Source organism: Devosia sp., assembly GCF_030689745.1.
Classification (GTDB): domain Bacteria; phylum Pseudomonadota; class Alphaproteobacteria; order Rhizobiales; family Devosiaceae; genus Devosia; species Devosia alba.
This window is the reverse complement of record NZ_JAUYGL010000226.1, coordinates 15,273-27,577: the sequence shown is the minus strand read 5'-3', so window position 1 is coordinate 27,577 and position 12,305 is coordinate 15,273. Positions and strand designations below refer to the sequence as shown.

General features: G+C 56.4%; 6 protein-coding genes. All 6 read right to left on the bottom strand.

Annotated features, from left to right (window positions below; genetic code table 11):
* Window positions 1-333: 333 nt before the first annotated feature.
* The 6 genes from Q8O80_RS19915 to Q8O80_RS19890 all read right to left on the bottom strand — a co-directional run bounded on the left by Q8O80_RS19915 (window position 334) and on the right by Q8O80_RS19890 (window position 12,293).
* Window positions 334-2,139, bottom strand: coding sequence for a hypothetical protein (locus Q8O80_RS19915; RefSeq protein ID WP_305582574.1), 1,806 nt, complete (start codon window positions 2,137-2,139; stop codon window positions 334-336).
* A 262-nt stretch (window positions 2,140-2,401) separates the two neighbouring features.
* On the bottom strand, window positions 2,402-2,659 hold the full coding sequence (locus tag Q8O80_RS19910) for a hypothetical protein (protein WP_305582572.1): 258 nt from the start codon (window positions 2,657-2,659) through the stop codon (window positions 2,402-2,404).
* 457 nt (window positions 2,660-3,116) lie between these two features.
* A complete protein-coding gene (locus tag Q8O80_RS19905; RefSeq protein WP_305582570.1) occupies window positions 3,117-5,009 on the bottom strand; it encodes a S41 family peptidase in 1,893 nt (630 codons plus the stop codon).
* Between the two features lie 537 nt (window positions 5,010-5,546).
* Entirely contained in the window at window positions 5,547-7,043 is a 1,497-nt protein-coding gene (locus Q8O80_RS19900; protein ID WP_305582568.1) for a DUF6519 domain-containing protein, read from the bottom strand.
* Window positions 7,033-9,357, bottom strand: a complete 2,325-nt coding sequence (locus Q8O80_RS19895) for a hypothetical protein (protein ID WP_305582566.1) — start codon at window positions 9,355-9,357, stop codon at window positions 7,033-7,035. The genes Q8O80_RS19900 and Q8O80_RS19895 overlap by 11 nt, the downstream gene beginning before the upstream one ends.
* The gene (locus Q8O80_RS19890) at window positions 9,354-12,293 is read right to left on the bottom strand and encodes a putative baseplate assembly protein (RefSeq protein WP_305582564.1); all 2,940 of its coding nucleotides are present in this window, start codon (window positions 12,291-12,293) and stop codon (window positions 9,354-9,356) included. The genes Q8O80_RS19895 and Q8O80_RS19890 overlap by 4 nt, the downstream gene beginning before the upstream one ends.
* Window positions 12,294-12,305: the final 12 nt, after the last annotated feature.

Here is a 12,305-nt window from a genome sequence, read left to right as displayed (position 1 = left end):
TTGGGGTGATCCATTTGCCTGGACGAATCCTGAGTCGTGCTCGGGGCTTGGTGGTTCGGTTGGAGAAGAAGTGTTCTGCCTATCGGCTTCTGATCGAGGCACGAACGAGGATGGCGGAACTTGCGGTCGTGCCCTCGGGGTAAGCGTAGCAGGAGAGCAGAAGGGAGAAACGCGTTCCAGTTGTCAACCGCGAAGGGAGTAGTATGTCTGAAAAGCGCTGAAAATCACTATCAAGGACCTCTCAAGCTGTAAATACTGCTAGGCCCAGCTGCGGTCAGAGCTAGAAGCCGCTGTCAGAGAGGAGCGGCAACGCCGGATTGTTATGTCATTATATTAGGCGGTGGATTTGGGGTTCCATATTCCATCGCTCGGATACGTCTTGTACGCAAGCCAAAACACAAGCGAAGCCGTGGCCAAGATAAGGGTGGTGTTACGCAGTAAGCCGATAAGGTCAATAAGCTTAACCCGAGCAACACTCCTTAAAGGCGTTTCTGAGGAAAGATTTTTTACTTCCCTATGCGATAGGTCCTTGGAGAATTGTATGCCGCCGCTAAACATCGTGGCTAGGGATCGCATGAGTTGTCGCGTCTCGCAATGCAGATCCGGTAAATACTTCAATAGTGCATGGAGAACGTAAAAACCGAACCAAAATAATAATAAGCCCGCAGTAATGAGAAACGGCCACTCTTCACTTCTGAGCAATCCTCCCATCCAGGAGATTCCAGAAATGGCTCCCGTAGTCTCTTCGCGCAATTGGTTTAGCAGGCTGATCACCGACCTGATATAGGCCACCACGAGCGAGCCTAGGATTGGTAGACTGAGTAGCGCGATCCAACCATCGTGATGACGCGCTGCCGGCCCCAGATTGCGTCGACGAAACCAAGCGGCAATGGCGCCCGCCGCCGTGAACGCAGCAAAGAACGCAATCAACAGGAAGAGAGATTTGGGATCTTCCGGGCGGATCACGAACAACAGGGCAACCATCAAACAGGCCAAATAGACCGCCCACGACTTAGATGAGATAACCGTTTCGGTGCCTAGCGCCAGGTCCCGTACCTTGACGCCCAATGCACCAAAAGCGAGCACGTAGAGCGGCTCATGTAAATGAAAAATCGGCGTAGTATTACTGAAATCGAAGTCGGATGCGATTAGGCCATTCAAGTCCCAGAACAATAAGACCAGCAAAGACATTGTCAATATTCCATGTCGACGTAAAAGCAGGCCAGCCAAGAAAGCAGCGAGAGGCAATGCGGGTGAAAACCCGAGCAAGCGAAAATGCGGCGGCAGATTGAGCCCGGTGAACGACCTAATCACCCACTGGTTGAGCGACCAACCGAGCGCAAGTATCGCGACCGCGAAGACGACGCCGTGAGCGTGGCCGGGGGTCAGTCGTCCGAGGCGCCTGTTTTTTAGAACGAAGCCAACTAGGCTGCCGGCCAGAAAATACGCCACGCCTGCCAAGAAGTTCGCGGGGCTATCGAATCGATAACCAAGCCACAGATAGCTAAGATCAGTCAAACCAAGAATGGGCAATTCCGCGCGTGGACCTCCAAATAAGGTTCGCCCATCGCCCATGGGACCCGCCATTTCGAGCGCTATTCCTGTCAAGGCAGAAACCGTCAAGACCGCAAATAACAATCCTCGTCGAAAGTTAGTAACACCTAGCACGAATAGGAACAGATATAAGAGGAACCCGAAATCAAGTACGACAGCGATATCAAGGTTCCCGACCAACCTCCCATAGACTCCAACTGCCATTGGAAGAAAGGCGAACGCGGCGAAAAAGCCGACGGACGGTCGAAAGATGGGAACGACATTGAGCAATGGTCGTGAACTCGCGCAAAGCAGACAAACGAAGATCGCGGCCAAATAAATGTCAATGCGGGGTCCGGCAGAGACAAATTCGTACGACCAGCCAATTACCAGGATCAAGCCCCCAAGCGCGACGACCAGCAACCCTCTTCTTTGATAGCGACTGCCCAGCATCGCAGCGATAGGTATGAGTAGATAGGGTGGAATCAGATCGACGCTGAGCTTCCATGGGAACTCCCATTGCAGCGAAGCCAAAAAAATGATCGGAAGCCAAGCCCAGGGAACCAACCGGTCACGAATACCTGCGCACACCCGTGGTTCAGACATCACCGAAGCCTCCGGCCCGAATAATAAGACCGCTGTAGAATGCGTGGGTGGTACGAAAGTGGAGAGACAAAGGTTCAGGTCTTATTGTTGAAACATCCCAAATAGGCAAATCTGCTTTACAGTAATTTGCGTAAGGTGTTTCTTCCCGCTGCATAGAATCTCACAAATATCCTCGACTTGATCCGAGCATAATTTCATGAATGGGCTGCTAATCGATCACCCGGACCCATCAATATTCAACACGCATCCGTTATTCCCCAATCTACGGATTCTGAGCCAAGAATACCCGGAACCTGGTACGCTGGCCTAAATCTGAAAAATCGCGCTCCCCTTCGATCATCGCGTGGCGGATCTCGTTCATTTCTAATCCGGAAGTAACGCTTCGGAGGATTTTCTCCATCGCGGTCATATCTTCCTCCGAGATGATTCCGTCAATAATTTTTTCGGAAACCGGCTGCCGCCCAAGCGCACCGATTTCGCTTGCTCGCACCCATTGACCGATTTGATCGTCATCCGTCAACAATCCTTTCAACACCCCTGACCCTTCCGAGAGAATAACTCGGTCGCACATCGGCCCTCGCTTTTATATGGGACGATGATTCTTTGCGAGAAAAAATATTTAGTCGAGTTCCGATCAGACTGTTTCTTCGACATCGTTAGTCGGCTCACCGACTTTAGCTCGGTAGGGTTACAACCACATGCCTAAATCTGCTCACTCCCCGAATACGACAAGATTCAGCATGTCGAATATAAAACGCCTCCTCGGAGGCCGGGTCTTGAAGGACATCAAAGCGGAGCGTTCCGAGCTCTCGCATACAAACCTCGCAGTCGCGCTTCAAGAATTTTAAAAGTTTCTGCCCTTTGCCAGGCTTAGCTTTGACACGGAACAGAATGGCGAGCGCCTCCTCGATCCCCACTCACTCCCCTCCTTAGCTGGCTGACGGGATGGATTGAGAGTAATGACTGAGCGCCCGCAATCACACCGCCACGTGCGTAACGGCCTTCAGCTCGCCGCTTTTGAACCCGCGGGCTGAGATGCGATGGCTCCCGCCGCCCGGGTGCGGAATCTCAACGACCGTCGCGCCGTTCGTAACGTCGACCGTGGCTCGGGGCCGCCCGTCGACCGTCACGTCGACACGATCCAGTCCTTGCGTCGTCAGCGTCACCTTGCGCTTGCCGCCGATCGGTTGACCAACCTGAGCGTCAAGGGTCACGTTCGGAAGGGCCGCAAGTATCTGATCCGCTTTCGAGATCAGATCGGCGTTGTCGTTGAGGAGATCGTTTTTCGTCATTCGGTGCGTCGCGTCTGACTGCACTCCCAAGTCCTCAAGCGGGACGCCGCGCTGAGCACCGCTTCGGATCACTCGTCGGATCGATACTCGGAACGACGCGCCATTCGGCAGGGGAGAGAACGGACTCTTCGGCCCGGGAAGTACCTGGCGCAGAAGCTCGTGGTCCCACACATTGGCCCCGCCAGCACCCGTTCGACCCCCTACCGAGAGGATGGGCCCGATCTTGTTATCCTGAAATCCGGCGGCAAAGATGTCAGTCGCCGAATAGCACAATGGGTCGGTGATCAACACCACCGGACCCTGATAGCGCTGACCGAGCAAGTTGTACTCGTCAACCGGCAGGATCGAGAATCCTTGCGAGTAGATCTCGCCGGTCTCCACCGATTGCCCGATCGATGATGCCCACTCGGCGACGAAACTGTTCTGCTTACATATTTCCAGCGTCAGCTGTGAATTGATAAACGAGAGCAGAGTCGGCTCCACAGAACCGGGCGTGAGCACCTGCAACAACTTCTCCGCGCAAAGAATATTACCGCCGCCATTACCGCGCACGTCGACGATCAACCCGGACTTTGGAAGCAGGCCAGCTATCCGCACGAACTCCGCCACGAAAGCATCCTCGTCGTTCACCATGAACGTCCAAATACGAATATAGCCTCTTGTACCGCTTGCCGTTGTCACTGTGCGGAACGCAAAGGCGTCTGGCATTGTGCTCGTGTCGGCCAGATTGACGTCGACCCGGCCCCTCGTGTTCCGAGCCGCCGCTCGCTCAGTTGCCATGGCTTTTTGGTTGAACAGCACCTTCTTGGCGCGGCGAGCCAACTCAGTGCGCAGGTCTAGGCCGAGGGACGATCGGACCCGTCGCGATGGCCCGCTGCCGCTCGGCCCAGGATCGGGCTCGAACACGTGCCAGTCGACGCGTAGCTCGCGTGCTACCGTGCCGTCGAGATATCCGACGATGACCCAGTTCTCGTCGGGTGGTGAGGACAGCGCCATCGCGCGAATGCTCAGGGCCTCAAGGCCACGGGCATGACGCGCGTCCGAGTTGCTCCCCGCTTGTCGGTCGGCATTCACATCTACCGCCCGCTCGATAGGAACCCCGCTCCAGCTCGTGACGATGACACCCGGTTTGAACGTCGGATGAGTGAAGCCAGCCAGCATTTTGGAGACGAGATACTTGCGCGTGGGACCTTCGAAGAACTCCTCGATAAGGAACGGCAGGAATGCCGTCTTCGCAGCGTACAGACTGGGGAGAATGTAATTGGTATGAAGATCACGCAGGTCGACGAAGATGTCGATCATCTCGTCATGGAACTGACGCTCAGAGAGTCCGGAGAGGCGAAAGCGAAGCAGCTTGAGCCGCTGCACCGGATCCGTCGCATGCATCGAGCGCTTGAGCGGCAGGTGCACGTACAAGGCCTCGAGCAGGACCTCGGCCTGATCGACGATCTTGCCCCTCTGAGAGGCGGATAGAGTTCCTGTCGATGCCAGGAACTGTTCCAGCGTCGTCGTGGCTCCGCTCGTAGACGTGCGAACAACGGTTTTAGCCTTCTTGGCCTTGGCACTCTTTTGCGTCATCGGAAATTCCTTCCTTCGTACACATGTCCAGCGGGATTTTCACCTCGCTTAAATAAAGGAATAGGGCCAGGTCCGCTTTTGACTCTTTAGTTGAGCCAAATCGGCTAGTCATCAACCTGACACCATTGCGCGGACATCACGAATTACGTTCGCGCCATACAGCATCGCAGCTGTGGTAGAGGTGACACCTGCGATGCCGCCACCGACCACCACGATCTGCTGCCCTTCCAATCGACTCTGCTGATCAAGTGCCCAGATTAGCTTTAGGGCACGGACCTGTTGGGAATATACGGTTACTTGGCGCGCCCGATGTCCAATCACAAAAACACGGCCAAGCCATGGCACAGCCCCTCGGTCGACTATTCCGTCAGCGTCTGTCTTCGTTGTCATGGCGACACGGCCCTAAAGTTTGAAGTCATACGACCGGGTCGGCACCACGCCCGGGTTGGTGTGGTCCGACGGCGCACGTTTGGCTTCTGCGCCTACTCAGCAGCTAACGAATACTTACCAACTCTCAAAATATCCTGCGCTGCCGCTTCACCTAGTGCGCCGCTTCTTAGCAGGAGCCCGCTTCGGGGAAGTCTTGACTTTTTCTGGGAGCGCTACAAAACAACTGCTTTGTGGTTCGAATACACACCCGCAGCTCTGCTCCAGCTTCCATTTCGTGTCTTGCCACGTCACGAAACCCAGTGGTGCATAGTGGTGTTCGATACCATGCGGCTGGCGCGCATCCGGAGCTTCTTCTGAGCCAGGCCATTCGATCTTGCCTGTAGCCACCCTCGCCGGGATCAACCAATAATCTCCGGTACGATATTCGCCACCATCATCGAACTTGATTTGAATTCCATCCTCTAAATTGATCCAAACTCCTTCTTTTATCGGAACAACCCCGTGCTTCAACGTCGTGCCCTCGTGGCCGCTTTGGTCCCACCTTCGGACCTTGGGATTCTTGAGCTGATTGCTCCACTGGATGTCGACTGTACCTAGATCCGCAGAAAGTGTGTCGCCTTCGACCTTCGCAAGCTTCACGAACTCACCTGGTAGCCCGAGCAAATCGAGCTTTTCGTAGGACAGCTCCACCCAGTTGCCTGCTTCGAAGCCGCGCGTATGCGATACTCTAAGATCATTGCCCGAACTACCCAGTCCCAGCCATGCCATGGCAACGCTCCCATTGTCCCGGGACCATTTAAAAGACGCCGTTGCCCCGTTACTACCGTCGTGAATCTCTACCCGGTAAAGCTGGTTTTCAGTGCCGCGGTATTTCGCGTCGGGCGGTGTCACACAGGCATCCTCTACCTTTTTTCCCGGGTCTACCCGCGCGGACAACAGCGCATAGCCACCACCCAGCAACGTCAGCGGTGTCTGGCACACTACCGGATCCAGCTCTCCTTCCGCAGGAGTTGAAAGCTTAACAAGGACCGCCTGAATTTCGGCGATCTGTTCTTTAATTTCCTGCAGTCGCTTTGTGTCGGATTCGCTCAGCGGCTTGTTTTTCTCGATGCGTTCGGATTCTTCCTCCAATTGCGCTGTTTTTGTTTTGATGGCTTTCTCGACCGGCAGCGCCTTCACCTGCCACGTTACTTTCGCGCGCGCGCAGGTATCCGGACCATTTAACGCTTTCTCGCGAATGGCGTCGTCTTCAATCGACGTAATGAGGCGCTCCCATACATCAAGATAGATCCAATAGATCTCGCCGGTATCTTTCTTGATTTCATCGGTCGAGGGGTGGTCTGGCACGATCGGCTGCGTGGCATAGGTACAGTCGCTTTCGTTCTCCACAAGAATCCCATCGACGTAACATCGCCCGCGAGTGATCTCCAATTCGGAGCCGGCATCCTTCAATAAAAAGCCCTGGTTCTCAATGGGCGCCGCATATGGTCCGATCAGGTCGCGAGCCAGCGTACGCAGGTAATGCAGCAGAATATCCGTTTGCTCGTTGTGGTCTGCCTCCAACGTAACGCGCCCTTGCTGGATGAGGACGCGGCTGAAATGCTTGGTCGGGTTGAATGTGTCCCGGGTGAAATCACCTTTCATTATCGATCTCCTCTTCTATGTTGCTTTGAGAGTGCGCTCCGCCTTCGCTCGCAAACAGGATTCCCACGTCCATTCCAGCGGGAGTGTATTCGTCCAGCCGGGCGCGCAGGTTAGCCTCGCGCTGGGGCTGAAACAGATCATGGAAAACCCCCATTTCCGATTCGTCGTCAGCCCCGCGTTTGATTTCCTCAGCACCGGTCACTGCCAGCTGACAGTAGGTGGGCGTGCCATAGTGTGTGTTGTTGAATTGCGGTTTGACGCGGATCCGCTCACATTGCTTTGCCGCCTCTATTTCGATGGCAGTGGGTGCAGGGAGGGTGTTTTCCTGCGCCTCGTCGCGAAGTTTCTGTGCAATCGCGCTTTCCACCAGATCCGGCTGACACTGGAAACGTGGCGGCGTCCGAGATCCGGGCACGACATAAGAAAACCGCAAGCAACCGCGCTGACGCCGGGCGACCGTGATGCGGCCTTCGAAGATGCAGTTTTCGCCCAATTCGATGGCATGCACTTGTATCTGACCGAACACCGTGCAGCGCGAAATGCTCAACACCGCGTGCCCGACGGGACAACCCGACGCGCCGATAGCCTCCTGATCGGTGCTCGTCGCATCGACAACGCTGTCGCTGATGCATAGCCTGATCGGGTCAAGACGAAAATCCGGTCCGATGCCTTCACAGCGAGCCTGCTGCACCTCGTGTTCCGGTATGTTGGCAAGCGGCACCGGCTCCTCGACTGACGTCGGCGGAATCGGGTTGAGCTGGATCGAACCCACGAAGCTGTGCTCGATGATAACGCAAACGTTTGGGCTAAAGACTTCAAGGCTGGGTTCCGTGGGGCGGTGGGGGGTGCAGTCGCCATCCAGACTCCAACCCGGCACCAGCGTCGCGTGGCGAATGATCGCCTGCTTCAGATCGCCGCTCAGCTGTATGCCCCGGCCCGTGACCATCATGCCATCCAGCACGAAGCGCTCGCCCACCTTTCCCATGACGGTGAGGGCATCTGGCTGACTCGTCTGCCAATCCAGCAGCCGGATTACCGGCCGTTTTCCGTTTGCCGCACGTAACTGGAGGCTTTTCTGGCCGTTGCCGAATTCGATATGGATCGGTTCGACATACACCCGGCTATCATCGATCTCGATAACAGCATGGATAGGTTTCTGCTCTCGCCAGCGGTCGAGCGCTTTGACGAGGGTATCCAGCGGGCCGTCCTGGCTGACGCGGTATAGTACAGCTCCGTCCGGTTGGGACAGAGGTCGATCATACTCGCCGCCCCCGATATCCGCGCTGAATCCGTAGCGGTAACTTACCCACACGCCGTTTTTCGGCGCCTGTTGAGTTGGAAAGGCAATACGGCCCAGCACCGGATCGACGGCCACGGTGCCACGACGCGGGAGATACTGCCAACCGCTTAAATCCGCCGGGACGATTTTTTCCAGCGGCACGGCGTCCAAGACAACGGACTTGCCGCGTTTAACGCCAGTCCAGATGAACAAGCTTTGGTATTTTCCGTATAAATAGGCCTTGTGCTCTACCAGCGCACTTCGGCGGATCGGCACCGGTAGGTTGGATTCATCGGCGATGTGGGTAGGGTCTGTCTCTGGCACCGGCTTCATGTAAAGCGGCGTGTCATTGCCTAAGACACTGAACGTGAAGCAATGGGGACCTTCAGCTTCCACGCAACACGCGGAGGTTTGCGTGACCGAGTAGGATTTCAGCCGCCAGACGAACACGCCAACGCTCGGAATGTTGTATCGGCCCACCGTGCGTTGGGAATTGATACGCCGCACATCCACGGTGTGCGCCAGTTCGTCGAACGGGCTGCCCAGCAGGCCCAACGGACCGCTGTGGCGCAAATCGACCGTGCGCCCCCGTTCCACATGCAAATGATTGAGCGCTTGGGTCCAGCCGAGCAATTTGTAAAACTCCACCGCCCGCGCGGGCCATCCCGCGATATCGTTCGCGAGTAATTCCAACAAGGCCAGGGTGCCCTTGCGTCTGCGGTAACGGATGGTGTTGGCAACTTCACGGCGCGGGATCAGTATCTTGTTGCGTGCCGTACCTCGTTCGGTCCGTACATCGCCGGGTTCACCGGCTTCGTGCACCGGCTGATAGCCCACCAAATCAGCGATGTACGGCACGACCCAGTCTTCGCAGGTCTCAATGAACTCATTGTCGTAAAGCCGGGCGATATCCTCTTCAACCAGATTGACCTGTTCGCCGATCACTTGGAGCAAAGCCCTGAGTGGTTCGCCCTGCTCGGCGTCGCGGATGCGATAGATAGCGGGCAGCAGTTCGTAGAGTCGATCGTTGTTCATCGGGGTGCCTCGTTCAAGATCAGGGTCGCGGGGATGAGAGGGCTAAGGTAGGCCAGTTGCGCCGGGCGCAAACCCTGGCCTTCAAAATCGGCCAAATTCACACTGACCCGGTGTTCTGGGCCTTGGGATCCGCTGAGCTCCACGATTACCTGCACATCGTCGGCAATTTCAGCGGGAGTGCGTAGTCGCCGCGCTCCCGTAGAATCAGCCCTCTTTTCGGAAACGCCACCGAAGGTGTCGACATCCACGTACTCAACGCCAGTGATACTTTGCATGACGCTGATAGCTTCACTGAGTAAAGCATCCTGACCCAGCTCACGCCGCTCGAAACTGAAGGTGTCCAGCAGGGCAGCACGAATCTTGGGTTCTGCCTTCTCCCATAAATAGTCCGGATGGATGCGTACTCGGGCACTGAGCACAAGAAGCTTGAGCTCTCGCAGTTCGATGCGGAACGGCTGATAGGGATCGCCGAAACGCCGCAGGGCCTCTGTTAGATTGCGGTAGAGATCCGAATGGGTCTCGATCGGGATGTCGTCAGCCCCGGCGATGGTCAGGTGGACGATTTGGCGTCGGCCATCGGAGAGCTCCGCCGCGCGAGCCTTGCCGATACCAGCGAAGACGCGGGCGAAATCCTCATAGTCCTGTACAGACACCAGCCGGTCCAGCGCCGTGACGGCCAGGGGCGCATTTTTGCGCGCCTGATCACGGGTTTCCTTGTCTGCACCGCCCGATGCCGGCAGGGGGTTGATGACTTCCTTGGCGCCGAGCGGTCGGGTAGAAAGCAGGCTGATTTGCTCCGCCTTTACATTCCCGCCTTTGCCGATACCGTTGCGATAGACGGCCCTGGCATTTTCGATCCCGGTGGGTAGCCGCGCGCCTTCTCTGCCATTGCCGAAGATGACAGCAGTTTTGCCTTCGTCATCGGTTTGCGTCACGAAGCGCCGATCTTTGCCGCTCAGCCCCAGTAACGTGTTGGATTCGCGCCATTGCACGTCGTTGACATAGACCTTCAAAGTACTGTCCACGCCGGAAGGATTGGATGCCGGCACGAAGGTCAACGGCGGTTGTTTCAAGTTGAACTGTTGCAAGGGTTTACTGCCGTCGCCGCTGCCTAGACTCTCGGTGCGGGTCTCACCGTGGGTGGCGGTGACCACGTTGCCGTGGATTTTCGCGGTGTCGCGCTTGAAGCAGTAGGCGAGCTGTGCGGCCAGTTTAATGAAGGTATGGGTTTTATCGCCGGGAAGCGGTGTCAGTATCTGCAGCGGCGTGTTGTCACCATTTAGTTGGGTTTGCTTCAATTGCATCCGAACGCTTTGGGAGACGGTGGACAGCATCGACAACTCGCTGAACCGGACGGCGCTAGTGCCGTCGATTTCCCGCTCACCGGAGACGACTACCCAGCGTCCGGCTTCCAAGCCTTCATAGAATCCGTCCAGCTCAATCAGATCATCGGTGCCGCCGCAGACGGGCTGGACGATGGGTTCTTCAGCCAGTTCGAGTGGTTCGCTTTGGGCGTAGACAGTAGTTGTGCGAATAGGCGTGATGTTGGCACCAGGATCCCACCAATTCTGTTTAAGGATAATTTTTGTCGTCTTACCGTTAATACCGTAAGCACTGCGAGAGAGCGCATTCACTTCTATGTCGCTATACACGATTGCTGCTGCCCCCATTTGCTCCACAGCGATGGGTGTACCACCTAGTATTTTGTCGTAGTCAGTATCGAGAAATAGCACATTAGATTCTTCATCCGCAGCTGGCGCCCACTCCGGCCAAGGTTGCGGCTTCAAGTTCCCCGCGTTGGGGTTATTAACTGTACGTTCTCCAGCTTTGATCCTGGCAGGTTCATATTGCGGCTCTCTAGGTGCATTGTGACCAAACAACGACGCCTTCACCCTGAGAGCGTAAATCCTGATCTCGTTTTGTGGAGTTACCTGGGCGTTCGCGGAGGCACTCGTCAGAGTTTCCCTGAGTGACGGCGCAAACACCTTCGATGTTGCGTAACTGGCCTCGTTGGTGTTCAGTGTTGTCAGAAGCCGTGGAACATCGTCGTCGGCATTTTTTTTGCCGCCGAACTGATCATTGAGATTGCGCACGAGCTTCCGCGCATTCGCCGGTGGAACGGAAGGTCGCAGGGTTAACGACTCGATCAAGTTGACCTGCTCCTCATCCGTGGCTGCTGTGGCAGTTGCCAGGCCACCGATGGAAGGCGCTTGCAGCATGACCCGTGTGTGGTCTGCAACGGCATCGGGAACAACTTCCCGCACACGGTGGAATTCGGGCGTGCCGCTGCCAAAATTAATCAGCAACGGGTCGTTGGGTTTCAGGTTGGTGGAGATGCCTTTCAAGTAGAGGTGCGCATGTGAGCCATCGCCACGACGAATGCTCTCCCCTGTTTGAGGCTGCTTTATCCGGGGCCGGAGATTGTTCCACTGCGCCCGCGCCTTCAGATCCTCGCTGGTTTCGAACGACTGCGCCGACTCCTCAGGTCCTGGGATGCTCTGTGAGCGGCTGCCCGCTGGAATCACGGTTTCCTCTTTGTAGTTGGGATCAATGGTATAAGCGAGATACACGCTGGCGGCTACGCCTGGCCTGGGCTGATAGCCCACCAGCCGCGCCAGTTCCAGCACCGACCGGCGTTCGGTCGCGGTGCGCAGATAGCCTTCGTTGGCGATGCGCTCTTGGTAGAAGGTCAGTACATCGCCAACGGTTGCCCAGGCATCGAGCAACGCAATCGCGGGATCGTCTGCTTCGCGTGAAGTCAACTTGGCTAATGATGGGAAATCGCTGCTCGACAGCCGCGCCTTCATGGTTTCGAGAAAGGTGGCATGGGTGCCGATGCGGTAGGACAGCGCGGGCAGACCCGGCCGGTTGACCGTCGCGAGCGGAGTTAAGGATTCTACGCCCTCGCAACAGCCGCAGGCCGCCGGGTCGGTCAATAGCGCTCCACA

Coding starts and splice junctions, on each gene's coding strand:
- Q8O80_RS19915 (WP_305582574.1), bottom strand. CDS start 2,139: ATGTCTGAACCACGGGTGTGCGCAGGTATTCGTGACCGGTTGGTTCCC.
- Q8O80_RS19895 (WP_305582566.1), bottom strand. CDS start 9,357: ATGAACAACGATCGACTCTACGAACTGCTGCCCGCTATCTATCGCATC.
- Q8O80_RS19905 (WP_305582570.1), bottom strand. CDS start 5,009: ATGACGCAAAAGAGTGCCAAGGCCAAGAAGGCTAAAACCGTTGTTCGC.
- Q8O80_RS19900 (WP_305582568.1), bottom strand. CDS start 7,043: ATGAAAGGTGATTTCACCCGGGACACATTCAACCCGACCAAGCATTTC.